At 70.4% G+C, this 24,699-nt stretch carries 18 protein-coding genes; 11 read left to right on the forward strand and 7 right to left on the reverse strand.

Going from position 1 to position 24,699, the window contains the following annotated elements:
• Positions 1-6,664 (reverse strand): non-ribosomal peptide synthetase (locus A7B20_RS07820; RefSeq protein ID WP_157937623.1); only part of this gene is annotated, 6,664 nt, incomplete at its 3' end.
• 440 nt (positions 6,665-7,104) lie between these two features.
• Here A7B20_RS07820 and A7B20_RS07825 point away from each other — a divergent pair.
• From A7B20_RS07825 to A7B20_RS07855, 7 genes are all read left to right on the forward strand, one after another.
• Positions 7,105-7,665 carry a helix-turn-helix domain-containing protein gene (locus A7B20_RS07825; protein ID WP_245866688.1) on the forward strand — a complete coding sequence of 187 codons (561 nt, stop codon included), beginning with the start codon at positions 7,105-7,107 and terminating at the stop codon, positions 7,663-7,665.
• 67 nt (positions 7,666-7,732) lie between these two features.
• Positions 7,733-9,322: an ABC transporter substrate-binding protein gene (locus A7B20_RS07830; RefSeq protein WP_102108013.1), complete on the forward strand. Its 1,590-nt coding sequence runs from the start codon at positions 7,733-7,735 to the stop codon at positions 9,320-9,322.
• Between the two features lie 74 nt (positions 9,323-9,396).
• A complete protein-coding gene (locus A7B20_RS07835; protein ID WP_102108014.1) occupies positions 9,397-10,506 on the forward strand; it encodes a M24 family metallopeptidase in 1,110 nt (369 codons plus the stop codon).
• Positions 10,500-11,507, forward strand: coding sequence for an ABC transporter permease subunit (locus A7B20_RS07840; RefSeq protein WP_102108015.1), 1,008 nt, complete (start codon positions 10,500-10,502; stop codon positions 11,505-11,507). The genes A7B20_RS07835 and A7B20_RS07840 overlap by 7 nt, the downstream gene beginning before the upstream one ends.
• Position 11,508: 1 nt before the next feature.
• Positions 11,509-12,414, forward strand: a complete 906-nt coding sequence (locus A7B20_RS07845) for an ABC transporter permease subunit (RefSeq protein WP_102108016.1) — start codon at positions 11,509-11,511, stop codon at positions 12,412-12,414.
• 3 nt (positions 12,415-12,417) lie between these two features.
• Positions 12,418-13,395 (forward strand): ABC transporter ATP-binding protein, encoded by a 978-nt coding sequence (locus tag A7B20_RS07850; RefSeq protein ID WP_102108017.1) that lies wholly within the window; start codon positions 12,418-12,420, stop codon positions 13,393-13,395.
• Positions 13,392-14,354 carry an ABC transporter ATP-binding protein gene (locus A7B20_RS07855; RefSeq protein WP_102108018.1) on the forward strand — a complete coding sequence of 321 codons (963 nt, stop codon included), beginning with the start codon at positions 13,392-13,394 and terminating at the stop codon, positions 14,352-14,354. Before A7B20_RS07850 ends, A7B20_RS07855 begins: the two co-directional genes overlap by 4 nt.
• 73 nt (positions 14,355-14,427) lie before the next feature.
• Here A7B20_RS07855 and A7B20_RS07860 read toward each other — a convergent pair whose 3' ends face one another.
• Both A7B20_RS07860 and A7B20_RS07865 read right to left on the reverse strand, forming a co-directional pair.
• Entirely contained in the window at positions 14,428-16,386 is a 1,959-nt protein-coding gene (locus A7B20_RS07860) for a heavy metal translocating P-type ATPase (protein WP_102108104.1), read from the reverse strand.
• A gap of 158 nt (positions 16,387-16,544) precedes the next feature.
• Positions 16,545-16,748 carry a hypothetical protein gene (locus A7B20_RS07865; protein WP_157937624.1) on the reverse strand — a complete coding sequence of 68 codons (204 nt, stop codon included), beginning with the start codon at positions 16,746-16,748 and terminating at the stop codon, positions 16,545-16,547.
• Between the two features lie 415 nt (positions 16,749-17,163).
• Here A7B20_RS07865 and A7B20_RS07870 point away from each other — a divergent pair, with 415 nt between their 5' ends.
• Together A7B20_RS07870 and A7B20_RS07875 are read left to right on the forward strand one after the other, a co-directional pair.
• Positions 17,164-18,963, forward strand: a complete 1,800-nt coding sequence (locus A7B20_RS07870; RefSeq protein WP_102108020.1) for a PHA/PHB synthase family protein — start codon at positions 17,164-17,166, stop codon at positions 18,961-18,963.
• Positions 18,964-18,990: 27 nt separating this feature from the next.
• A complete protein-coding gene (locus tag A7B20_RS07875) occupies positions 18,991-19,476 on the forward strand; it encodes a phasin family protein (RefSeq protein WP_102108021.1) in 486 nt (161 codons plus the stop codon).
• Positions 19,477-19,509: 33 nt separating this feature from the next.
• On the opposite strand, the gene A7B20_RS07880 is transcribed toward A7B20_RS07875, so the two are convergent.
• The 4 genes from A7B20_RS07880 to A7B20_RS07895 all read right to left on the reverse strand — a co-directional run bounded on the left by A7B20_RS07880 (position 19,510) and on the right by A7B20_RS07895 (position 23,402).
• Positions 19,510-20,721, reverse strand: coding sequence for an ABC transporter permease (locus A7B20_RS07880; protein ID WP_102108022.1), 1,212 nt, complete (start codon positions 20,719-20,721; stop codon positions 19,510-19,512).
• Position 20,722: 1 nt separating this feature from the next.
• Positions 20,723-21,427 (reverse strand): ABC transporter ATP-binding protein, encoded by a 705-nt coding sequence (locus tag A7B20_RS07885; RefSeq protein ID WP_102108023.1) that lies wholly within the window; start codon positions 21,425-21,427, stop codon positions 20,723-20,725.
• Positions 21,420-22,667, reverse strand: a complete 1,248-nt coding sequence (locus A7B20_RS07890) for an efflux RND transporter periplasmic adaptor subunit (protein WP_102108024.1) — start codon at positions 22,665-22,667, stop codon at positions 21,420-21,422. The genes A7B20_RS07885 and A7B20_RS07890 overlap by 8 nt, the downstream gene beginning before the upstream one ends.
• A 378-nt stretch (positions 22,668-23,045) precedes the next feature.
• Entirely contained in the window at positions 23,046-23,402 is a 357-nt protein-coding gene (locus A7B20_RS07895) for an SPW repeat domain-containing protein (RefSeq protein WP_157937625.1), read from the reverse strand.
• 238 nt (positions 23,403-23,640) lie between these two features.
• On the opposite strand from A7B20_RS07895, the gene A7B20_RS07900 reads away from it, so the two are divergent.
• Both A7B20_RS07900 and A7B20_RS07905 read left to right on the forward strand, forming a co-directional pair.
• Positions 23,641-24,291, forward strand: coding sequence for a BON domain-containing protein (locus A7B20_RS07900; RefSeq protein ID WP_102108026.1), 651 nt, complete (start codon positions 23,641-23,643; stop codon positions 24,289-24,291).
• Positions 24,292-24,309: 18 nt separating this feature from the next.
• Positions 24,310-24,639 (forward strand): hypothetical protein, encoded by a 330-nt coding sequence (locus A7B20_RS07905; protein WP_157937626.1) that lies wholly within the window; start codon positions 24,310-24,312, stop codon positions 24,637-24,639.
• The last annotated feature ends 60 nt before the right edge of the window (positions 24,640-24,699 follow it).

The following is a 24,699-nucleotide window of genomic DNA, read 5'->3' on the forward strand; positions in this document are numbered from 1 at the left end:
CCAGCATCGCCGTCACCAGCGTCGCGCCGCGCCCGAGCCAGAGCCCGACGACGTCCCCGCGTCTGACCCCGCGCGCGACGAGCGCCCGGGCAAGCGCGGTCGAGCGGGCGTCGAGCGCGGCGTAGCTCAGCCCGCCGATCGCCTCGTGGTCCGGATCGCGGGCGACCTGTGCCGCGAAGCCCTGCAGCAGTCCGCTCGCCTCGCCCGCGCCCGCGGTGCGGCCGTCGGAAACCGCCGCGACCTCGGCCATCCGCGCCGGGTCTAGCAGGGCAAGGTCGCGCAGGCGGGCCTGCGGCCGGCGCACGATGTCGCCCAGCAGATGCAGGAATTGATCGGCCACGGCCGCGATGGTCGCGGCATCGAAGAGGTCGGTCGCGTACTCGAAACATCCGCCGAGCTGGCCGTCCTTCTCGGTCAGCCTGAGCGTCAGGTCGAACTTCGACACGTGGCTGTCCACCGCCAGCGGCTCGGTCGCGAGGCCCGAGGCGTCGAGATCGTCCATCGGCGTGTTCTGCAGGACGAAGACCACCTGGAACAGCGGCGAATGCGCGAGCGAGCGTTCGGGCTTCAGGTGATCGACCAGGTACTCGAACGGCAGATCCTGGTTGGCATAGCCTTCCAGAGCCGTATGGCGCACGGCGCGCAGCAACGTCGCGAAATCGGCCTCGGGGTCCACGTCGGCACGCAGGACCAGCATGTTGACGAAGAACCCGATCAGCGACTCGATCTCGGCGCGGTTGCGGTTGGCGATGTAGGTGCCGACGCAGATGTCGCGTTCGCGGGCGTAGCGCGCCAGAAGCACGTCGAAGGCCGACAGCAGCACCATGTAGAGCGTGCTCTGGTGCCGCGCGCCGAGCGCATAGAGCTCGGCCACGAGATCGGCGGGGATGACCACGTCATGGGTCGCCCCGCGGTAGCTCTGTGCCGACGGGCGCGGACGGTCGGTGGGCAGGGCCAGCACCGGCGGCGCGTCCCGCAGCGCCTCGGCCCAGTAGGACAGCTGGCGTTGCAGGGTCTCGCCCTGCAGCCAGCCGCGCTGCCAGCGGGCGAAGTCGGCGTACTGGATGGCGAGCGGCGGCAGGTCGTGGTCCCGGCCCGCCGCATAGGCCCGGTAGATCGCCGAGAATTCGGTGACCAGCACGCCCATCGACCAGCCGTCCGAGATAATGTGGTGCATGTTGAACAGGATGACGTGGTCGTCTTCCGCCAGCCGCAGGAGGGTCGCGCGGACCGGCGGCCCCTTTTCCAGATCGAACGGCGTCCCTGCATCCGCGATGGCCCGCCTGCGCGCCTCGTCCTCGCGGGCGGCGGGGAGCAGGTGGGTGAGGTCGACGACCGGGATATCCAGCGTGAACTCCGGCTCGACGATCTGGACCGGGCCGTCCGCCGTGGCGAAGCGGGTGCGCAGGCTGTCGTGGCGACGGACGATCTCGTTCAGCGCCCGGCCCATGGCGTCGCGGTCCAGCGGACCGCGCAGGCGGGTGGGCGCCGGGATGTTGTAGAACGGGTTGCCCGGTTCGAGCTGATCGAGGAACCACAGCCGCTCCTGCGAGAACGACAGCCGCTGCGGGCCGTCCCGCGGGATCGTGCGGATCGCCGTCATGCTGGTGCCCGAGCGCGTCTCGACCAGGTCGTCGACGTGGGGCGCAAGCTCGGCGATGGTCGGCCGGTCGAACAGGATCGCGCGCAGGCTGACGTCCACGCCGAACCTTTCGCGGATCTTCGAGATCGCCTGCGTCGCCAGCAGCGAATGCCCGCCGAGCGCGAAGAAGCCGTCGTCCGCGCCGACCCGGTCCAGCCCCAGGAGGCCGGCCCAGATGCCGGCCAGCGCCTCCTGGGTCGGGCCGGCCGGGGCGGCGAAGCCTTCGGTCGCGCGGCGCATGTCGGGACGCGGCAGGGACTTGCGGTCGACCTTGCCGTTGGCGGTGACGGGCAGGCGGTCCAGCGCGACGAAATGCGCGGGCACCATGTAGTCCGGCAGCGTCGCGAGCAGCGCCTCGCGCAGCGCGTCCTGCCGGGCCTCGCCGACGACGTAGGCGACCAGCCGCGTGTCGGCGGCGAGGTCGCTGCGCGCCACGACCAGCACGTCGCGGATGCCGGGGCAGGCGCGCAGCCGCGCCTCGATCTCGCCCAGTTCGATGCGGAAGCCCCGGATCTTCACCTGATCGTCGATCCGGCCGAGATACTCGATCGCCCCGTCCGGCCGGAAGCGGGCGAGGTCGCCCGACCGGTACATCCGCGCGCCCGGCGCGCCGAAGGGGTCGGGCAGGAAGGATGCCGCCGTCAGGTCGGGCCGGTTCAGATAACCCCGCGCCAGCCCGGCGCCCGCCAGCATCAGTTCTCCCGCGACGCCCGGCGGAACCGGGTTCATCGCGGCGTCGAGGATGTAGAGCTGCGTGTTCGCGATCGGATGCCCGATCGGGACCGAGGCCTGGCCGGGCAGGGCGCGGCAATCCCAGGCCGAAACCTCGATGCTGACTTCGGTCGGGCCGTAGAGATTGCGCAGCGCGACGCGGGGCAGCGCGGCGAGGAACCGGTCCTGCAGGTCCACCGGCAGCGCCTGGCCGGAGCAGAGCACCTGCCGCAGGCTGCCGAGGTGCGACGTGTCGGCCAGCCCGAGAAAGAACTCCAGCATCGGCGGCACGAAATGGATCGTGGTGATGCGCGCGTCGCGGATGAGGCCCGCCAGGTAGGCGACGTCCTGATGACCGCCCGGTTTCGCCATGACGAGCGTCGCGCCCGAAATCAGCGGCCAGAACAGCTCCCACACCGAGACGTCGAAGCTGTAGGGGGTCTTCTGCATCACCCGTTCGCCGTCGGCGACGCCATAGGCCCGCGTCATCCACAGAAGGCGGTTCGCGACACCGCCCTGCGGAACGGCCACGCCCTTCGGCCGCCCGGTCGAGCCCGAGGTGTAGATCACGTAGGCCAGGTTCTGCAGCGTGGCGGTCGCGGGTGGATCGCTCTCGTCCGCAGGAAGCGCCGCGGCATCGCCGTCGAGGCGGATCACCGGGCAGTCGAGCGGCGGCAGCGCCGGCGCAAGGGCATCGGTCGTCAGGACGAGCCGCACCGCCGCATCACGCGCCATGTAGGCAAGCCGGTCCCCCGGCAGGGCCGGATCGAGCGGCAGGTAGGCCCCGCCCGCCTTGAGGATGCCGACCAGCGCGACCATCATCTCGAACGACCGCTCGACATGAAGACCGACCACGGTGTCCGGCCCGACGCCCCGCGCCCTCAGCCCGTGCGCCAGCCGGTTGGCGCGCCGGTTCAGGGCCTCGAAGCTCAGCACCTCGTCGCCGCAGACGATGCAGTCGGCGCCGGGCCGCCGCCGGACCTGCGCCTCGAACATCCGGGCGATGGGGGCGAGCGTGTCGAAGTCCTCGGCCGTCGCGTTCCAGTCGCGCAGGATCACGGCGGTTTCGGCTTCATCCATCAGCGGCGCCGAAAGGACGGGACGGGTCGGTTCGGCCATCGCGGCCAAGAGGTGTTCGTAGGCCCCGGCCATGCGCGCGATGGTCGCGGGCTCGAACAGGTCGGCGGCATAGTCGATCTCGGCCTCGACACCCTGCGGACGGACGCGCAGCCGCAGGGTCAGGTCGAACTCGGACCGCACGACGTCCTGCCGGTGCCAGGCGGTCCGCAGGCCGTGAAAGGCGGGCGGCGCGTTGGGCCCGGACTCGATCCGCAGCATCACCTGGAACAGCGGCGAGCGGTCCAGCCGGCGTTGGGGGTCGACCGCCTCGAGGACCTGGTCGAAGGGCAGGTCGCCGTGGGCCACCGCCCCGTCCAGTGCCTTCCGGTAGGCTGAGCGCACCGCCCCCAGCGTCATCCCCGGCGACACGGCGACCCGCAGCGCCGCCCGGTTGGCGAGCGGCGCCACGAGGGCTCCGGTGTTGTCGCGGCTGCGCCCCGGCAGCTCGATCCCGAAGGCGAGGTCCTCCTGGCCGCTGAACCGGTGCAGCAGCAGCGCGAAGGCGGCGCCCGCATCGTCAGGGAACCCGGCCCCGTCCGGACCGGCCGGCATGGACCACGCATGCCGCGCGCCCCTGTGGGACTGGATCGCCGGGCGGGGATGATCCATGGGCAGCGACAGAGCGGCGGGGGCATCCGCCAGCTCGGTCCGCCACCAGTCGCGCAGCCCCTCGCGCAGTGCGCCCCGCAACCATCCCGCCTGCCAGCGGACATGATCGGCATGCTGGATGCCGGGGTCGGGCAAGGGCGAGGCCAGGCCATCGGCATAGGCCGAATAGAGCGCGGCGAGTTCGGCCAGCGCCAGGTCGGCGGACGCCTCGTCGGCGACGATCGCGTGCAGCGCCAGCACCAGGAGGTGCGTGTCTTCGTCCTGCGACACGACGCCGAGGCGCATCAGTCCGCCTTGCATCAGGTCGAACGGCGCGTCCGCAAGCGCCTGCGCGCGGGCGGCGGCCTCGGTCGCATCGGCGGCCCCCGCGCGCTCCACCGTGACCCCGCGCAGGGGCATCAGGGTCGCGGCGGGCGCACCGTCCCGGACGGCGAAGCGATACCGCAGCACCTCGTGCCGACGCGAAAGCTCGACCGCCGCGCGTTCGAGGACGTCAAACCGCAGCTCGCCGTCGACGAAGAGCGTCCGGCGCAGCGTGTAGATCGGATCGCCCGGCGCGAACTGATCCAGGTAGAAGAGGCGCTTCTGCCCGTCCGAGATCGGCACGGCCGTCTCGTCCGCGCCGCGCGCCGCCTCCTGAAGGTGCCGTTCGGCGAGCTTGCCTTCGATCTCTTGCGCCAGCTGGGCGATGGTCGGGTTCTCGAACAGCCCGCGCATCGAGATGTCGACGCCGAACCGCTTGTCGAGCGCCGAGACCACCTGCGTCGCCAGGAGCGAATTGCCGCTGAGTTCCAGGAAGTTGTCGTGGATCGACACCTCCTCCATCTCCAGAAGCTCGGTCCAGAGCGCGGTGAGCGCCCGTTCGACCGGCGTGCGCGGCGCGGCGAAGGCGCGGGTCACGGCCTGTCCGGCCGCCTCCCCGGTCCAGACCGGCGAGAACGCCCCCTGCGCCAGCATCTCGGCGCAGCGGAAGCGCTGGATCTTGCCGCTGGTCGTGCGTGGCAGGTCGCCCGTGCGCAGCAGGACGACCGAGCCGAGTTCGGCGATGTCGTGACGCTCGATCAGCATCGCGCGCAGGCTTTCGACAAGCCCCTCGGTGTCGAGGTCGCGCAAGGCAACGACCTCCTGCAGCACCGCGAGCCTGGTCTGGCCGTCGTGGTCCTGCGCCACCACGGCGCATCCGGCGGCGCGGAACTGCGGGCGCAGCGCCTCGACGTCGGGTTCGATGTCCTGCGGGAACACGTTGCGGCCCGCGAGGGTGATGAGCTCGCGCGAGCGTCCGGAGACGTAGAGCGCGCCGTCGTCCAGAAAGCCCAGATCGCCGGTCCGCATGAATCCGGTTTCGCCCCCGACACTCAGGCCGAAGACCTGCGTGCTGGCCGAGGGATTGCCCCAGTATCCCGCCGCGACCGAGGCGCCGCGCACCCAGATCTCGCCCGTCCGCCCGTCCGGGACGGGCATGCCGTCGAGCCCGACGATGGCGACCCCGGGGGCCGAGCCGTTGCTGACGAGCGGGCCGCCGTGGATCAGGGCATCGGCGGACAGGGCATCGGCGGCGCCGGGGCGGGGCGAAGCGGTCGCGGGCAGTTCGCCCCGGCGGCGTCCGGTCACCGCGCCGACGAGCAGCGTCGCCTCGGCCAGACCGTAGGCCGGCGTGAAGGCCCCCGGATCGAAGCCGCAGGGGCCGAATTGCGTCGCGAAGGACTCGAGCGTCTCGGCCCGGACCCGCTCGGCGCCGTTGATCGCGACCCTGAGGGACGACAGGTCAAGGCCGGCGCGATCCCCGGCGCCGATCCTGCGGGTGCAGAGGTCCCAGGCGAAGTTGGGCGCCCCGGTGACGGTGGCGCGGAAGTCGTGCACCGCCTGCAACCAGCGCAGCGGACGGGTCAGGAAGGCGAGGGGCGTCAGGTGCACCGCGTGCGCGCCACAGAACACGGTGGACAGGATGCCGCCGACCAGCCCGAAATCGTGGTGCGGCGGCAGCCAGGACACGATCACGTCGTCCCGCGACAGTTCGAACGCCGACCGGCAGAAGGCGAGGTTCGCCATGGCGTTGGCGTGGCTGATCATCACGCCCTTCGGATGGCCCGTCGACCCCGAGGTGTACTGCAGGAACAGCAGGTCGTCGGCCGTGACGGCGGGACGGGTCCATCCCGCCTCGCCCAGTTCGTCATCGACGCACAGGTGGGGCAGCCTTGCCAGCGGTCCGCCGTGATCCGCGATCCGCCCCGACAGCGCACGGTCGGTCAGCACGAGCGCCGCGCCGGCATCCGCCGCGATCCGTTCGACGCGCGGCAGCGCCTTGGCGGAGGTCGGGGCGGGGATCGGAACCGCGACCGTGCCCGCCAGGACCGCCGCGAGGAAGGCGAGCACATAGCTCTCTCCCGGCGGAAGCGCGATCAGGACGCGCTCGCCCGTCGTGGCGGAGGCCTGGATGTGACCGGCCAGACGGCACGCGCGGTCGACGAGGTCGCGGTAGCTCAGACAGGTCCGGGTGTCGCCCTGCAGGAACGTGAAGGCGGTGCGGCCGTCTTCGGCGGCCCGGGCGAGAACGACGTCGAGAAGTGTGGGAGCCGCGCTCACGCCGCGCCGCCGATGTGGCGGGCGGCGGGGCGGTCACCGGCAGAAACGGGTTCGGGCCGCGGTCTCACGGTGCGGGCCAGCGCTTCCGGAATCGCTTTCAGCACGTCATTCAAGTCGCGGGCCTGACAAAGTAGAAAGCACCATATCCAACTGAATCAAGTCGTCTTCGTCCCGGTTTCGTCCCAATGTGCCGACCATGATGGAATGCCGGGCCATCGGCAGCGCCAGGGCCCACCCGGTTGTGGAACGTGACGGTCCGATCGCCCCAAGGTTAACTCAATCTTTTTCTTGACGTAAAGTTCTTATTCACAGAGCATAAACCCTATGATGTTCACGAGCTTGCAGGAAGGCACAGGACCTAGCGTGTGGATCCCTTGAAGTCGGCGACGCACGAGGACAGCCTCGGTTCACGCATGCGCCGTCAGCGGCAGCGATTGTCCATGACGCTCCAGGTGCTCGGGACGAAGGCCGGTATGTCCGTCGGTTATCTCAGCCAGGTCGAACGCGGCAAGGCGACGCCTTCGCTCGGGTCGCTCTCGCAGATCGCGAGCGCCCTTGGCGTGGATGTCGACTTCTTCGTTCGCAAGCCGAAGGCCTCCGACGGCCTGACGCGGTCGGAGGGCCGGGCCCGGTTCGCCATCTCGGGGTCCTCTATCGAGTACGAGCAGATCGGCGCCAACCTGCCCGGCAGCGAACTGACATCCTTCGTGATGAACGTGCCGCCCGGATACGAGTCCGAACTGGTCTGCCATGTCGGCGAAGAGATCATCTATATCCTGGAGGGGGAGATCTCCCAGACGGTCAGCGGGCGCAGCTACACGATGACCGCGGGCGATACCCTGCACTATTTCGGCGTGAATCCCCATTCCTGGGCGAACAAGACCGACCGCCCGGCGCGCATCCTGTGGGTGGGGCGCATGCAGTACGCGGAGTCGGGCAGGACGGCCCGCTCCGTCTCGGATGCCGACGGCAACGAGATCATCGTCCCCCTTCAGCCCTGAACGACAAACAACCGGGGCCGGATGAACCGGCTCTGACCACCAGCCTTTAACCAGCGGAGAAAAAGTAATGTCCTTGAAAAATGTGGTCGCGGCAGGCCTGTTGATGGCCGTGATGGGCTCTGCGGCGTCCGCCCAGTCGCTCGTCTACTGTTCCGAAGGGTCGCCGGAAGGGTTCGACCCGGCGCTCTACACCGCCGGAACGACGTTCGACGCGTCGAGCCACCCGATCTACAACCGCCTTGCCGAGTTCAAGGTCGGCACGACCGAGACGATCCCCGGCCTCGCCGAAAGCTGGGAGGTCAGCGAGGACGGCCTGAAGATCACCTTCAACCTGCGCCGGGGCGTCAAGTTCCACAGCAACGACATGTTCACGCCCACGCGCGACTTCAACGCCGACGACGTGATCTTCAGCTTCGACCGCCAGGGCAACCCGGACAACCCCTACAACAAGGTGTCGGGCGGAACCTGGGAATACTTCAGCAGCATGTCGATGCCCGACCTGATCAAGAGCATCGAGAAGGTCGACGACTACACCGTGGTGTTCAACCTGACCCGCCCCGAGGCGCCGATCATCGCCAACATGGCGATGGATTTCGCCTCGATCATGTCGAAGGAATACGCCGACGCCATGCTCGAGGCCGGTACGCCGGAGATGCTGAACCAGGCGCCGATCGGCACCGGCCCGTTCGTCTTCCAAGCCTACCAGAAGGACGCCGTCATCCGCTACCTGCGCAACGACGACTACTGGGGCGACAAGGCCAAGGTCGAGTCGCTGATCTTCGCGATCACGCCGGACGCCTCGGTGCGCTACCAGAAGGTGCAGGCGGGCGAGTGCCATGTCATGGCCTATCCGAACCCGGCCGACGTGCAGGCGATGAAGGACTCCGACGACATCGTGGTGATGGAGCAGGAGGGCCTGAACGTCGGCTACCTTGCCTACAACACCAAGGTCGCGCCCTTCGACAACCCCAAGGTCCGCAAGGCGCTGAACATGGCGATCGACAAGCAGGCGATCATCGACGTGGTGTTCCAGGGCTCGGGCCAGATCGCGAAGAACCCGATCCCGCCGACGATGTGGTCCTACAACGACGACGTGCGGGACGATCCCTACGATCCGGAAGCGGCGAAGAAGATGCTCGAGGAAGAGGGCGTCAGCGACCTTTCGATGAAGATCTGGGCGATGCCGGTGCAGCGTCCCTACAACCCGAACGCCCGCCGCATGGCCGAGCTGATGCAGGAGGACTTCGCCAAGGTCGGCGTCAACGTCGAGATCGTGTCCTACGAGTGGGGCGAGTACCTCGAGCGCTCGAAGGCCGAGGACCGGGACGGTGCCGTCCTTCTGGGCTGGACCGGCGACAACGGCGATCCCGACAACTTCCTCGCGGTGCTGCTGGGCTGCGACGCCGTCGGCGGATCGAACCGCGCGCAGTGGTGCAACGAGGACTTCGACAAGCTGACCACCGAAGCCAAGACGCTGTCCTCGCAGGAGAAGCGCGCCGACCTCTACCGGCAGGCGCAGGTGATCTTCAAGGAGCAGGCCCCCTGGGCGACCATCGCGCACTCGGTCGTCTTCATGGTCATGCGTCCCGAGGTCGAAGGCTATGTGGTGCATCCGCTGGGTGGCCACATCTTCGACCAGGTCGGCCTGTCGCAGTAAGCGGCCGACATGAAACCCCGGGGACGGCAGGATCCTGCCGTCCCGTTTTTCTTTTCAGGCAGGAGCTTCGCCCGGTGACCGATACCCTGAACTCGCGGCTGTCCGACTATGCCGCCATCGCCGCCGATCTGGGGGTCGATGCCGTCGCGCTGGTGCCCGGAGCGAACTTCACCCGTGCCGTGGGCCAGTCCTTCTCGAGCCACGAACGCCCGTTCCTGCTGGTGATCCCCGCCCGGGCCCCCGCGGCCGCGCTTGTCCCCAACCTCGAGCTCGGCAGCTGGGCGCAGGTCGGGTTCGACGGCGCGGTGTTCGACTGGCGCGACCAGGACGGATACGACAGGGCCTTCGCCGACCTCATGGCGCATCTGCACCTGTCCACCCTTGCCGTCGAGGGGCAGGTGATGCGCGTCTTCGTGCACCACGCCCTCAAGAAAGCCCGGCCCGAGCTGCAGATTTCCGATGCCGAGCGCGAGATCTCGTCGCTCCGGATGATCAAGACCGAGGCCGACGTCGCCGCCATGCAGCGGGCCATCGACATTTCCGAGCGCGCGCTGCGCCGCACGCTCGACAGCGTGAAGCTGGGGCAGACGGAGAAGGAGATCGAGCAGACCCTCGTCGGCCTCCTGTTCGAGGAGGGGGCCGACGCGCTTGCCTTCTCGCCCATCGTCGCGGCCGGCGACGGGTCCGCCCGGCCCCACGCCCACGCGCGGCACGACTACCGCGTGAAGGCGGGCGATGCCCTGCTGATCGACTTCGGCGCGCGCAAGGACGGCTTCTGCGCCGACATCACCCGGACCGTCTTCCTGCAGACCGTCAGCGACGAGGGGCGGGCGGTCTACGACACCGTGCTGCGCGCCAATCTCGCCGGGCTCGCGGTGACGCGGGCCGGCGTGAGCGCCCACGACATCGACGATGCCGCGACCTCCGTGCTCGAGGCGTCGCCCTTCGCCGACCGCATCCGCACCAAGACCGGGCACGGGCTGGGCCGCGAGGTGCACGAGGCACCCTACGTCATGCGCGGCAATCACATGGTTCTGCCCGCGGGAACGGTTTACACCAACGAACCCGGGCTCTATCAGATCGGCAGTTTCGGGGTCAGGATCGAGGATGACGTGCTGGTGACCGAAACCGGCTACCGAACCCTGACCCGCTTTCCCAAGGACCTGCTGGTATTGCCATGCTGACCTATGTCCTCAGCCGATTGCTGACCTTCATCCCGACCTTCATCGGGGTGACGCTGATCTCGTTCAGCTTCATCCGCGCGCTGCCCGGCGATCCGATCGTGGTGATGGCGGGCGAGCGGGGGATCTCGCAGGAGCGCTACCTGGAGTTGCAGCAGCAGTTCGGCTTCGACCGGCCGATCGCCGTGCAGTTCTGGGACTACCTGACCGGCGTCCTGCACGGCGATCTCGGCAGCTCGTTCGTGACGAAGCGCCCGGTCTGGGACGAGTTCTTCGCGCTCTTCCCCGCGACCCTGGAACTTTCGGTCTGCGCGATGATCTTCGCCGTGTTCCTCGGGCTGCCGGCGGGCGTGATCGCCGCCGTCAACCGCGGCAAGCTGTTCGACCGCCTCCTGATGTCGACGGCGCTGGTCGGCTATTCCATGCCGATCTTCTGGTGGGCGCTGCTGCTGATCATCGTGTTCTCCGGCAATCTCGGCTGGACGCCGGTGTCCGGGCGCATCGACCTGATCTACTATTTCCCCAATCCGACGGGCTTCATGCTGATCGACAGCATCGCGTCGGGGCAGAGCGGCGCCTTCCTGTCGGCCGTGCGGCACCTGGTCCTGCCGACCATCGTCCTGGGAACCATCCCGCTTGCGGTCATCGCGCGGCAGACCCGTTCCGCCATGCTGGAAGTCCTGGGCGAGGATTACATCCGCACGGCGCGCGCCAAGGGGATGTCGCCGTTCCGCATCAACGGCATCCATGCGGTCCGCAACGCCCTGATCCCCGTCATCACCGTGATCGGCCTGTCTGTCGGCACGCTCCTGGCCGGGGCGATCCTGACGGAGACGATCTTCAGCTGGCCGGGCATCGGCAAGTGGATGGTCGACAGCATCTTCCGCCGCGACTACCCGGTGGTGCAGGGCGGCCTGCTGCTGATCGCGGTGATGGTGATGGTCGTCAACCTGACCGTCGACGTGCTCTACGGTGTCATCAACCCGAAGATCAGGAAGCGCTGAGATGGACGACGCTCTCTCCGGCGAAACGGCCGGCATCCACCAGCGTCCCGGCCGCCTGCGGGAATTCTGGTTCTACTTCCGCGAAAATCGCGGCGCGGTCATCGGGCTCTGGATCTTCGTGGTCTTCGCGATCCTGGCGGTGTTCGGCCCCTGGATCGCGCCGCACGATCCCACGGCGCAGTTCCGCGAGGCGACCCTGCAGCCCCCCGCCTGGCAGGAGGGCGGCACCTGGACCTTCTTCCTCGGCACCGATCCGCTGGGCCGGGACATGCTGTCGCGGCTGATCGTCGGCGCGCGCTACTCGTTCTTCGTCGGCGTGATCGTCGTCACCGTCGCGGCCTCGGGAGGGATCCTGATCGGGCTGATCGCGGGCTTCTCGCCGAAGTGGCTCGACAGCATCATCATGCGGATCATGGACATCATCCTCGCCTTCCCCTCGCTGCTGCTGGCGCTGGTGCTGGTGGCGGTGCTCGGGCCGTCGCTGACCAACGCGATGATCGCCATCGCCATCGTCCTGCAACCCCACTACGTGCGCCTGACCCGCGCCAGCGTCATGTCCGAACGGCAGAAGGACTACGTGACCTCGGCGCGCGTCGCCGGGGCCGGGCTGCCGCGGCTGATGTTCGTCACCGTGCTGCCGAACTGCCTCGCGCCGATCATCGTGCAGGCGGCGCTGTCGTTCTCGACCGCGATCCTCGATGCGGCGGCACTCGGCTTCCTCGGGATGGGCGCGCAGCCGCCGACGCCCGAATGGGGCACCATGCTGGCCGAGGCGCGGGAGTTCATCCTCCGGGCCTGGTGGGTCGTGACCTTTCCGGGCATCGCGATCCTCGTGACGGTGCTTGCCATCAACCTCATGGGGGACGGGCTGCGCGACGCGCTCGACCCCAAGCTGAAACGGAGCTGAGCGATGACCTTGCTGCGCATCCGCAACCTCAGCGTCGACTTCGCGACCGCGTCCGGATCGTTCCGGGCCGTCGATTCCGTCGACCAGGATGTCGACACCGGCGAGATCCTGGCGATCGTCGGCGAAAGCGGATCCGGCAAGTCGGTCTCGATGCTGGCCGTCATGGGGCTTTTGCCGTGGACCGCGAAGATCACCGCGGACGAGATCAGCTTCGACGGTCAGGACCTGCTGAACATCGGCACGCGCGCGCGCCGGCGGATCGTCGGCAACGACCTCGCGATGATCTTCCAGGAGCCGATGTCCTCGCTCAACCCCTGTTTTACGGTCGGATGGCAGGTGAAGGAGGCGCTGCGCTTCCACCTCGGCCTCGACCGCCGTGCCCGCCATGCCCGTGCGATCGACCTGTTCGAACAGGTCGGCATCCCGGACCCGGAAAAGCGGCTGTCGGCCTTCCCCCACCAGCTGTCCGGCGGGATGAGCCAGCGGGTGATGATCGCCATGGCCATCGCCTGCAAGCCCAAGCTGCTGATCGCGGACGAACCGACGACGGCGCTCGACGTGACGATCCAGGCGCAGATCCTCGACCTGCTCGCCGCGCTGCGCGAGGAGACCGGCATGGCGCTGGTGCTGATCACCCACGACATGGGCGTGGTGGCCGAAACCGCCGAGCGGGTCAGCGTCCAGTATGCCGGCCAGAAGATCGAGGAGCAGCCGGTCGTCGACCTGTTCGAACGGCCGCACCACCCCTACACCGCCGCGCTGCTCGACGCGCTGCCGGAGAAGGCCACCGAGCGGATGCTGCCGACGATCCCTGGCGTCGTGCCGGGACAGTTCGACCGCCCCGCCGGCTGCCTGTTCTCCCCGCGCTGCAAGTTCGCACAGGCCAATTGCAGAACGACGCCGCCCCCGGCGCTGGGACCGGAGCTTGGCTATGCGCGCTGCTTCTATCCGCTCAACACCGGCGAAAGGATCGCATCATGACCGATACCGCGGTGATGCATGCCAGGGGGCTCGAGCGGCACTATTCGGTGAGCGGCGGGCTGCTGAGGAAAAGCCGCACGCTCAGGGCCGTCGGCGGCGTCGATTTCGAGGTGGTCCCCGGCAAGACGCTCGCCGTAGTCGGCGAAAGCGGCTGCGGCAAGTCCACGCTCGCGCGGATGGTCGCGATGATCGAGGAGCCGACCTCGGGCACGCTCACGCTCGACGGGCGGGAGGTGCGGCCGGACAGCTGGGCCGATCTGCGCCAGGACGTCCAGATCGTGTTCCAGGACCCCTACGGATCGCTGAACCCGCGCCAGCGGATCGGCACGATCCTGATGGAGCCGCTGGTGATCAACACCAGCCTTTCCCGCGCCGAACGCGAGGCCAAGGCGCGCGACATCCTCAAGCTCGTCGGCCTCAGGCAGGAGCATTTCGACCGCTACCCGCACATGTTCTCGGGCGGCCAGCGCCAGCGCATCGCGGTCGCCCGCGCGCTGATGCTGGACCCGAAGGTGCTGGTCCTGGACGAACCCGTCTCGGCCCTCGACCTGTCGATCCAGAGCGCGATCCTGAACCTGCTTCTGGGCCTGCAGGACCGCATGCAGCTGGCCTACATGTTCATCAGCCACGATCTCAGCGTCGTGCGGCACATGGCGGACGACGTCATCGTGATGTACCTCGGCCGCGCGGTCGAGAAGGGGCCCAAGGAGGCGCTGTTCGCCGCGCCGAAGCATCCCTATACCGTCGCGCTCCTGTCGGCGACGCCGCAGGCCGATCCCGGCCGCAAGAAGTCCCGCATCAAGCTGGAGGGCGAGCTGCCGTCGCCGCTCTCGGTGCCGCCCGGCTGCCCGTTCGCGCCGCGGTGCCGGAAGGTGCAGCCGCGATGCCGCGCCGAGCGTCCCGAACTCGGAACCGGGGCGCACGCCGCCGCCTGCTTCTTCCCCGACAACAGCGACTAGGATCGGGCCACGCCGCCCGCAGGCCGGGCGGGCATCGTCCGGTCCCTCGATCTCGGCCGCTGGATCCCGCCCGTCAGCCGGGGGGCGGACCGCCCGGGGCGGCCCGGCCCGCAACGTCGCTCTCCGCGCCGGAGGGGGCGATGCGCAGGGCGCGCAGGGCGTTCAGGATCACCGCGACGTCGATCGCCTCCTGCAACAGCGCGCCCTCGACCGGGGTCAGGTATCCCGCCGCCGCGGCCAGCATGGCAAGGACCGACAGGCCGATCCCGGCGACGACGCTTTCCACCGCGATGCGCCGCGCGGCGAGGGCGATCTCGATCCCCTGGCACAGCCGGTCGATCCGGTCCACCAGCAGCACCACGTCCGAAGCCTCGGCCGAGGCGGCGGCGCCCCGCGCGCCCATGGCCACGCCCACGTCCGCCGCGGCAAGGGCGGGCGCGTCGTTCACCCCGTCGCCCACCATCATCACCGGCCCGCGCTTCCTCTCGGTCAGGACCAGCAGCACCTTGCCGTCCGGGCTCAGCCCCGCCCGCACGGCGTCGAGCCCGAGCCCCTCGGTCACCCGCTCGGCCCCCTCGGCGCGGTCGCCGGTGGCCAGCAGGATGCGCGCGATGCCGTTGCGGCGCAGCCGGTCCAGCATCGCGGCCGCATCGCCGCGCAGCGGGTCGGACATGACGAGGTGCCCCGCCATCCGGCCGTCGACCCCCAAGGCGACCTGCACCGCCCCCGCGCCCGCTCGGGGCAGTTGCCCGTCCGGAAGCCCGAGGCGGGCGGCCACGAATCCCGCCGACCCCACGACCACATCCCGCCCCTCCACCCGGCCGAGGACGCCGTCCCCCGGCACCTCCGTCACCGACTCGGGCACCGGCAGCGCCAGCCCGCGCGCCTGCGCCGCGGCGACGACCGCCTGGGCGACCGGGTGGCGCGACGCCTGGTCCAGCGCCGCGGCGAGGCGCAGGATCGCGTTCTCGTCCAGCGTGCCGCTGCGCAGGACCGAGACGATCTGCGGCCGCCCGTCGGTCAGCGTGCCGGTCTTGTCCAGCACCACGGTGTGGATCCGCGCCATCGTCTCGAGCGTCCCGGCCCCCTTGATCAGCACCCCGAAGGCGGCGGCCCGCGACAGCCCCGCGACCAGCGCCACCGGCACCGCGAGGATCAGCGGGCAAGGGGTGGCGACGACCAGCACGGCGACCGCACGGATCGGATCCCCGGTGAACCACCAGGCGGTCCCGGCGATCGCCAGCGTGACGGCGAGGAACCCCATCGACGAGCGGTCCGCCAGCCGCGCCATCGGCGCCTTCGAGGCCTGCGCCGCCTCGACCAGCCGCACGATCCCGGCGAAGGTGCTGTCGCGGGCGTCGCGGGTCGCGCGCAGGTCGAACGGTGCCGCGGCATTGGTGACGCCGCTCAGGATCTCGCCGCCCTCCGCCACGCGGGCCGGCAGGGACTCCCCGGTCAGGGCCGAGGTGTCGACGAAGGCCGTGCCGGAGGCCAGCGTGCCGTCCACCGGGACCACGTCGCCCTGGCGGATCAGCAGCCGGTCGCCCGGGGCGATCCGGTCGAGCGGCACCTCCTCCAGCCCGCCGTTCCGGTGGCGCGTCGCGCTGCGCGGCACCCGCGCCAGCAGGGCGTGCATCTCGCGTCGCGCCCGGCCCGCGGCATAGCGTTCAAGGAAGCTGCCCCCGGCGTACATCACCGCCACCACCGCCGCGGCCAGCGCCTCGCCGAAGGCCAGCGCGGCGGACATCGAGAGCGCGGCCACGATGTCGAGTCCGACCTCTCCCTCGCGCAGGCTGTGCAGGATCTCGACCAGCAGCGCGGCGAGGGCGGGCAGCACCCCCGCGGCCCAGGCGAGGGTGGCAAGGTCGGGGCGGCCGACCGCCGACAGGGCAAGCCCCGCGAGAAGTCCGAGGAGCGCGAGGGCAAGGAGCGCCACCGCCAGGCGGTCGGCGCGGCGGTGGCGCGTGTCCTGCTGCGCACCGGACGTGGGGGCCGTGTCCGTGGGGCGGGGGAGGGGGGGCGTGTGCGGCATCATGGGTCCGGGGCGGCTTTGCGGGCGGCGCGGGACTGGATCCGCCCTGCCGCCATCGGAACCACGGATCGGCACGCCGGTCCATGACGCAGATCAAGCCCGGCGCCCTTTCACGTCCGCCACCGGCGCGCCGGACCGCCTTGCGGCGACTGGCGCGCCTACTTCGTCGCGCCCTCGGTCGTCGCGTCCGCCGGTGCCGGGGCCGATCCGGTCGCCTCCGTGCCCGACACACCCGGTGTCTCGGGCGCGCCCAGCCAGCGGCCGAGATCGCCGCCCCACCAGAAGAACGCGCGGGGGGCGAGAAGGACCGCCAGTATCGCGGCGATCCAGCCGCTCACGTTCGAAGCTGCGTCCCGGCTCATCCCGACCTCCGTGATGTGGCCCGCACATGCCGGGGCCACGTTGCGCTGTTCTCCATACCGCCGCAGATCCGCCGCCTTGGCATTGATCGCGCGCAATCGCGCCACCTCCGCCGGAACGTTGACCGACATCAATGACGGCGGGAAGCCGCGCCGATCCAATGGCACCGGATCCGGCCGCCCGCACGGCGAAGACCGGCAGACCCCTTGGCCGAGCGGACCGCGTGCGGTGCGGCGGCGGGGATCGACCAGATCGGGAGAAACGATGCCGCGAAGCCTGCCCGCCCCATGCACCTGCACGACAGCCAGACCGGACGCCGGGACCGCGGCCCCGGATGCGGCGGCCGGGCGCAAGAGTGTCCCCGCCTCGCCCCTCTGGCCCTGGGGCCCCGCGCCCTGGGACGCCTGGGCGCAGGCGATGCGCGCCGTCCTGCCCGGTGCGCAGGAGGGGGGGACGCACCACCTCTCCGCTGCCCCCGCGCCGGAGCCGACCGACCGGCCCGATCCGCCGACCAGCGCCGACCGGCTGCTCCACGCCATGCTGGCCCGCACCACCGGCGGGCTTTCCCCCGCCGCGCTGTGGCTCGCCTATGCGGACTGGGCGGTGCATCTCGCGGCCTCCCCCGGCAAGGTCCAGCAGCTGGCCGAGAAAGCGGGCCGGAAGGGCGTCCGCCTTCTGGGCTACGCGTCGCAGCTGGCCGCCGGGACGGCCTGTCCGCGCTGCATCGAGCCCTTGCCCCAGGACCGCCGCTTCGCGGCCGAGGGCTGGCAGGCGCCGCCGTTCAACGTGATCCACCAGGCGTTCCTGCTGAACCAGCAGTGGTGGCACAGCGCCATGACGGGAGTTAGCGGCGTTTCGGCCCACCACGAGCGCGTCGTCGCCTTCATGACGCGGCAGCTGCTCGACACCGTGTCGCCGGTGAATTTCCCCGCCACGAATCCCGAGGTGCTGGCGGCGACCCTGCGCGAGGGCGGGCAGAACCTGGTCCGTGGCGCGATGAACTTCTGGGCCGACTGGGAGCGCGCGCTGGGCGGCAAGCCCCCGATCGGGGCCGAGGCGTTCCGGCCGGGGCGCGAGGTGGCGGTCACGCCGGGCCAGGTGATCCACCGCAACCGCCTGATGGAGCTGATCCAGTACGCGCCCGCGACCCCCTCGGTCCATGCGGACCCGGTGCTGATCGTCCCGGCCTGGATCATGAAATACTACATCCTTGACCTGTCGCCGGAGAACTCGCTGGTGCAGAACCTCGTCTCGGCGGGGCACACGGTGTTCATGGTCTCGTGGCATAATCCCGATGCGGCGGACCGCGACCTCGGCATGGACGACTACCTGCGGCTCGGCATCCTCGAGGCGCTGCGGGCGATCCGCGCGGTGGTGCCCGAGGGGCGGGTGAATGCCGTCGGCTACTGCCTCGGCGGCACGCTGCTCGCCATCGCGGCCGCGCTTCTCGCCCGCGACGGGGAGGACGTGCTGAACTCGGTCACGCTGCTGGCGGCGCAGACCGATTTCACGGAGGCCGGGGAGCTGACGCTGTTCATCGACGACAGCCAGCTGGCCTTCCTCGAGGACGTGATGTGGGACCAGGGATACCTCGACACGCGGCAGATGGCGGGCGCGTTCCAGCTCCTGCGATCGCACGACCTGATCTGGTCGCGGCTGGTGCGCGACTACCTGCTGGGGCAGCGGGCGGCGATGACCGACCTGATGGCCTGGAACGCCGACGCGACGCGGATGCCCTACCGGATGCACGGCGAGTACCTGCGCCGCCTGTTCCTGTCCAACGACCTGTTCGAGGGCCGCTTCGACGTCGAGGGGAAGCCGGTGATCCTCGGCGACATCCGCGCGCCGCTCTTCGTCGTGGCGACCGAGCGCGACCACGTCGCGCCCTGGCGGTCGGTCTACAAGATCACCCTGCACGAGGAACTGGACGTGACCTTCCTGCTGACGAGCGGCGGCCACAACGCCGGGATCGTCAGTCCTCCGGGCCACCCCGGGCGGCACTACCGGCTGGGACGGCACCCGGCGGGCGGACGGTACACCGATCCCGAAACCTGGCAGGCCACGGCGCCGGTGCGTGACGGTTCGTGGTGGCCCGCGTGGCTGGCGTGGCTTGGCGAGCGGGCGGGCGGTCTCGGTCCGCCGCCCTCCATGGGTGCCGCCGCCAAGGGCTTTCCGCCGCTGGAGCCCGCGCCCGGCCGCTATGTCCACGAAACCTGAACCATCCTGAACGGAAGGAACCAAGCGATGAAACCCCAATCAAGACGACCGGCCGAGGCGCCGAACCTTCTCGCCGGCTTGCCGGGCGAGGTGACGGCCGCCTGGCAGGCACCGATGCACGCGCTCCGGGAGGGGCAGGCCGAATGGCTGGAGGGCAGCCGGACACTGTGGGCGTCCTGGCTGCAACGCCGCCAGCAGGCGCTCGAGACCGGGCTGGAAGCCCTGGGCCGGATCGGCGCCTGCCGCACGCCCTCGCAGATGTCGGCGATCTGCGACGCCTGGGTGACCGGCAGCATGGAGCGCCTGGCCGCCGACATGAACGAGACGCGCGACCTGATGGCGCGGCTGGCCGACCATGCGCAGCAGTCCATGGGCGGGGTCTTCGCGCAGGGAGGCGAGAACCCGTCGGCACCGTCACCGGCCGCCGCGCCGGAGCCCCTGCCGGAGGCGGCGCGCGTCCGGTCGAAACCCGGCGGCGACGGGTCGCGCGAGGCCCGCGTCGCGCAGGACTGACCCCGGCGGGGCAGGGTGGGGGGACGGAAACGCTCACTCGTGGCGCAACGCCTCGATCGGGTCCATGCGGGCGGCACGGCGGGCGGGGAAGAAGCCGAAGATGATGCCGACGAGGGCCGAGAAGCCGAAGGAGACGAGCACCGTCAGCGGGTCCGGCGCGAACGGCACCGACAGCATGCGCGCCCCCGCAAGCCCCAGTCCCAGTCCCGCGAGAATGCCGACGACACCGCCAAGCATCGACAGGATGATCGCCTCGATCAGGAACTGCGCCAGCACGTCGCGCGCCTGCGCGCCGATGGCCAGCCGGATGCCGATCTCGCGCGTGCGCTCGGTGACGGAGACCAGCATGATGTTCATGATCCCGATGCCGCCGACCAGCAGGCTGACCGCGGCGACCGCCGAAAGCAGGCCCGTGAGGATGCCGGTGATCCCCGTCAGCATCGTGGCGAACTGGCGCGTGTCCAGCACCTCGAAATCGTCGTCCTCGCCGGGGCCGATCCGGCGCAGCTCGCGCATCAGCCGGGTGATCTCCTCGCGCGCGGCATCGACCGCGGCGCCCTCGCGGATCGAGACATAGAGGGTCTGTACGTCGCTGTTGCCCGCGATGCGGCGCTGGAAGGCGGCGAGCGGCAGGATCACGAAATCGTCCTGGTCCGCGCCGAAGGTCGAGGCGCCCTTGGAGCGCAGCAGGCCGATCACCCGGCAGGACAGGGCGCCGATCCGGATCGTCGCGCCCACCGGATCGCCGCTGCCGAACAGCGCCTGCCGCAGCGTCTCGCCGAGGATGCAGAGGGTGCGGCCCGCCCGGACCTCGCCTTCCTCGAACAGCCGGCCCGCGGCGACCTGCCAGCGCGCGGCCTCGAAATAGCGGTTGTCCGTGCCCACCACCTCGGTCATGCGGTTGGCGCTGCCGAAGATCGCCCGCTCCCGCGTCTGGCTGATCGGCGCCGACACGGCGACGGCCGCGACGCCCGCCTCGACCGCGTCGTTGATCCGCAGGGTGAACATCGGCGCGGTGCCGACATGGGGCCCGCCGCGCATCGCCCCCTGGCCCGGCACCACGATCGCGACGTTGGTGCCGAGCTTGCGGACGTCGGAGGCCACCTGTTCCGTCGAGCCCCGCCCGACCGTCACCATGGCGATCACGCTGGCCACGCCGATCACGATGCCGAGCATGGTCAGCGCCGAGCGCAGGGCGTTGCGGAAGATCGCCTGCACGGCCAGGCGCAGCGTCTCGGCCAGCATCTCAGGCGATCCCGGGCGTGGGCTCGTCGCGCGCGATCCGCCCGTCGACCATCCAGATCAGCCGGTCGGCATAGCGCGCCATGTCCGGCTCGTGGGTCACCATGACGATGGTCAGCCCGCCCTCGCGGTTCAGCCCGCGCAGCATCTCCATGATCTCGACCGAGGTGCGGGTGTCGAGGTTGCCGGTCGGCTCGTCCGCCAGCATGATCTTCGGCGCCCCCACCAGCGCACGCGCGATGGCGACGCGCTGCTGCTGGCCGCCCGAAAGCCGCCCGGGATCGTGCGCCGCGCGCGATTCCAGCCCGACCCGGGCCAGCGCCTCCAGCGCCGCCTTCTGCCGCTCGGCCCGCCCGCGGCCGCGATAGATCAGCGGCAGCTCCACGTTCTGCAGGGCGCTTGTGCGCGGCAGCAGGTTGTAGCCCTGGAACACGAAGCCGATGTAGTGGCGGCGCAGCAGCGCGCGCTGGTCCCGCGTCAGCCCGGCGACCTCGACCCCCATGAAGCGGTAATTCCCCGAACTCGGGGTGTCGAGACAGCCGATGACGTTCATCGCCGTGGACTTGCCCGACCCGCTCGGCCCCATGATGGCGATGAACTCCCCGGCCCGCACGGTCAGGTCGATGCCGTCGAGCGCGCGCACCGCGATCTCCCCGGTGCCGTAGACGCGGCTGATCCGCTCCAGCACGATCACGGGAGGCTCAGCCATCTCTCTGTCCGACGATGACGCTGTCGCCCTCCACCACCGCGCCGTCGAGGATCCGGGTGACGGTCCCGTCGGTCTCGCCCGGTCGGATCTCGACCTGCACCGGCTGGCCGTCGCGCAGCATCCACAGAGCCCCGCCGCCCGGCGACAGGGGGACGGGGGGCGGCGTGACCGAGGGCATCAGCATCCCCAGAAGCCCGCTGTGTCCGCCGTCCGACCCCTGCTCCGTCGCCTGCGCGGGCGCATAGCGCAGCGCGGCGTTGGGCACGATCAGCGCGTCGGCCACCTCGGCCACCGTGATCTCGGCGGTGGCGGTCATGCCGGGGCGCAGCAGCATGTCGGCATTGTCGACGTCCAGGATCGCCTTGTAGCTGACGACGCCGTTCACCACCTCGGCGGCGAAGCGCAGCTCCGAGATCGTCGCGGGGAAGCGCCTTTCGTCGTAGGCCTCGACGGTGAAGCTGGCCCGGTCGCCCACCTTTACGCGACCGATGTCGGCCTCGTCGATGTCGACCTGAAGCTGCATCTCCCGCAGGTCCTCGGCGACGGTGAACAGCACCGGCGCGGCGAGGGCGGCGGCGACGACCTGCCCGGGGTCGATCGCCCGTTGCAGCACCACGCCGCGGATCGGCGAACAGATGCAGGCGTTGTCGAGGTCGGCCTGGTGCAGGTCCAGCGTGGCGGCGGCAAGGTCGCGGTCGGCCTCGGCCGATTGAAGCTCGGCCTCGGCGCGGCGCAGGGCGGCCTCCTGCGCGGTATAGGTCTGGCGCGAGGTGACGCCGCGCCGCTCGAGCGCCTTCGCGATCTCGAAATCGGCGCGCGCCTGGTCCAGCGAGGCCCGGGCGACCGCGACATGGGCCGTCGCCGTCTCCAGCGCGGCCCGGGCGATGGCCAGTTCGGCTTTCAGCTTGCGGGTGTCGAGCGTGGCGAGCACGGTGCCCACATCGACGCTGTCGTTGAAGTCGACGTTCACCTCCGCCACGGCGCCCGAGAGGGTGCTGGAGATGTCGACGAGGTTCGTCGGCTCGACCGTGCCGGTCGCGGTCACGGTGACCGTGAGGCCGCCGCGCCGGACCGGGGCCGTCAGGTAGCCGCCGTCGGCGCCGCCCCGCGTCATCCCGAAGCCCAGCCAGAGCAGCGCGGCAAGCACCGGCACGCCGACCGCCATTGCGATCCCCGCCCGGCGCCTGCGCCGCCCCGGCGTCAGGCCGAGGGTGCGCGCGATCTCTCCCGTGTCGTCCATGCCGGTCGGTCCCTTTTCATGTTCCCATCCTCGCGGCTTCCGGGGGGCGTCGCATTGACCGCGATCACCGCGCAGTTCACGCCGTTGTCCGCCGTCAATGTCACGGCGCCGCGAATCGCGCAGTCTGAGCCTGTCGACAGGAGGAGCGGAGCCGGAGAAGACCCGACGGGAAGCGTCGAAGGACACTGGCCGCGAGACGAGGCACCGGGAAAGCGACGAGACCTGGAGATCGGGGGTCGTCGGGCGGAGGGCCGAGACATCGGGGCGACCCGGCTGGATCGTCCGACCCCGACGACCCTTCGCGTTGCCCCTGCCGCTTGCCGGTCGGCAGGGACCGACCGGCACCGGGGCGGTCTCCCGCCGCCCCGGTGTGTCGGCTCAGTAGATGCTGGTGGGCGAGGGGCGGATCAGCACCGACAGCGCCATCACCGCAACGACCAGACCGCCCCCGACCGAAAGCCATGTCAGCGCCCTGATCGCGGAATAGCCCATGACGAAGGGCGCCGCGATCAGCCCCAGCCCGAGCACCAGTTGCGCCACCTCCTCCCAGTCGCGGAACCGGCGCAGTGCGGCAACGGCGAGGCCGGTCGCGGCGAGCCCCGAAAGGACGATGTTCCAGATCGCAGGCGCCAGGCTGACGCCTTCGGGCGGCGGAATCCTGAGGAAAAGGGCGGCGATGACGATCGCCAGTCCCGTGAGCAGGGTCACGGCATCCTGCCAGTGCATCCGTTGCATGGGTCGAACCTCCTGTAGCCATTGGCGCGGTCCCGTCTCCCCGTGACACGGGACCGCATGACACAAGTCTGGGCCACCGCGCCAAGCGATCATTGATCCGCGACAACGGGCTCTCCGCCCAGGCGCCACTCCGCCGGGTCAGGCCCGTTGTCCGCCGTCAATGAGCGGCGGCGCCCCGCGCGGCAGTCTTGCGGCGTGCACGTCGCATCGACAGGCAATCAGCAAGCGGAGACTTGAAATGAAGGATATCGACCTCAGACAGGACGTTCTCGACGAGCTCGAGTACGAGCCCAGCATCGACGCGGCGGAGATCGGCGTCACCGTCGAGGACGGCACCGTGACGCTCACCGGCCACGTCCGCACCTATGCCGAGAAGCGCCAGGCGGAGAACATCGTCAAGCGCGTGAAGGGCGTGCGCGCGATCGCGCAGGAGATCGAGGTGCGCCCGCTCGGCAGCCACCTGACCGCCGACGACGAGATCGCCAAGCGCGCGGTCAACTCGCTGACCTGGAACGCTTCGGTGCCGCGGGACCGCGTGCAGGTGAAGGTGGAGAACGCCTATATCAGCCTCAGCGGCAAGGTGGACTGGTACTATCAGAAGATGGCCGCCGAGAAGGCTGTTCAGTCGATCTCGGGCGTCAAGGGCGTCGGCAACCTGATCGAGATCAAGCCGAAGGTCAGCCCGACCGACGTCCGCCAGCGGATCGAGAACGCGCTGAAGCGGGATGCAGAGCTGGAGGCGAAGCGGATCCAGGTGCAGGTGAGCGACAGCCGGGTGACGCTGGAGGGCCGGGTGCGCAACTGGGCCGAGCGCGACGCGGCCGAGCGGGCCGCCTGGGCGGCGCCGGGCGTGGCCCATGTCGTCGATCACATCACCATCGGCGCCTGAGAGCGGGAGGATCGGATGATGGCAAAGGACAACGCGGAAGGCATGGAGGGCTCCGACGTGTCGGAGGACCTGCGCGCGATGCGGCAGGCCGTCCTCGACCTCGGCAAGGCGCTGCGCACCTTCGGGCGGACGCGCCTGGCCGAACTGGGCGAGGAAGTGAACGAGGACGCGCACCGGGTCGCCGACGAGGGGCGGCGGGCGATGCAGGACGCCGAGCGGCGGATCGCGTTGCTCGAGAAGCAGGCCGAGCGCAGCGTCCGCGACCATCCCGCGGCCTGGGCCACGGGGCTTCTGGGCGTGATCGGCTTCGGCCTGGTGCTGGGGCTGGCGCTGCGCCGTCACGACTGATGGCAGTAGGGAGGGAAGCCCGGGCGAGCAGAGCGCGCCCGGGCTTTTCCGTTTGTGCGT

It is taken from the genome of Oceaniglobus roseus (assembly GCF_002869745.1).
Classification (GTDB): Bacteria; Pseudomonadota; Alphaproteobacteria; order Rhodobacterales; family Rhodobacteraceae; genus Oceaniglobus; species Oceaniglobus roseus.

Coding starts and splice junctions, on each gene's coding strand:
- A7B20_RS07845 (WP_102108016.1), top strand. CDS start 11,509: ATGGACGACGCTCTCTCCGGCGAAACGGCCGGCATCCACCAGCGTCCC.
- A7B20_RS07850 (WP_102108017.1), top strand. CDS start 12,418: ATGACCTTGCTGCGCATCCGCAACCTCAGCGTCGACTTCGCGACCGCG.
- A7B20_RS07900 (WP_102108026.1), top strand. CDS start 23,641: ATGAAGGATATCGACCTCAGACAGGACGTTCTCGACGAGCTCGAGTAC.
- A7B20_RS07905 (WP_157937626.1), top strand. CDS start 24,310: ATGGCAAAGGACAACGCGGAAGGCATGGAGGGCTCCGACGTGTCGGAG.
- A7B20_RS07870 (WP_102108020.1), top strand. CDS start 17,164: ATGCGCGCCGTCCTGCCCGGTGCGCAGGAGGGGGGGACGCACCACCTC.
- A7B20_RS07890 (WP_102108024.1), bottom strand. CDS start 22,667: ATGGACGACACGGGAGAGATCGCGCGCACCCTCGGCCTGACGCCGGGG.
- A7B20_RS07880 (WP_102108022.1), bottom strand. CDS start 20,721: ATGCTGGCCGAGACGCTGCGCCTGGCCGTGCAGGCGATCTTCCGCAAC.
- A7B20_RS07830 (WP_102108013.1), top strand. CDS start 7,733: ATGTCCTTGAAAAATGTGGTCGCGGCAGGCCTGTTGATGGCCGTGATG.
- A7B20_RS07860 (WP_102108104.1), bottom strand. CDS start 16,386: ATGCCGCACACGCCCCCCCTCCCCCGCCCCACGGACACGGCCCCCACG.
- A7B20_RS07885 (WP_102108023.1), bottom strand. CDS start 21,427: ATGGCTGAGCCTCCCGTGATCGTGCTGGAGCGGATCAGCCGCGTCTAC.
- A7B20_RS07855 (WP_102108018.1), top strand. CDS start 13,392: ATGACCGATACCGCGGTGATGCATGCCAGGGGGCTCGAGCGGCACTAT.
- A7B20_RS07875 (WP_102108021.1), top strand. CDS start 18,991: ATGAAACCCCAATCAAGACGACCGGCCGAGGCGCCGAACCTTCTCGCC.
- A7B20_RS07895 (WP_157937625.1), bottom strand. CDS start 23,402: ATGCAACGGATGCACTGGCAGGATGCCGTGACCCTGCTCACGGGACTG.
- A7B20_RS07825 (WP_245866688.1), top strand. CDS start 7,105: ATGACGCTCCAGGTGCTCGGGACGAAGGCCGGTATGTCCGTCGGTTAT.
- A7B20_RS07865 (WP_157937624.1), bottom strand. CDS start 16,748: ATGAGCCGGGACGCAGCTTCGAACGTGAGCGGCTGGATCGCCGCGATA.
- A7B20_RS07840 (WP_102108015.1), top strand. CDS start 10,500: ATGCTGACCTATGTCCTCAGCCGATTGCTGACCTTCATCCCGACCTTC.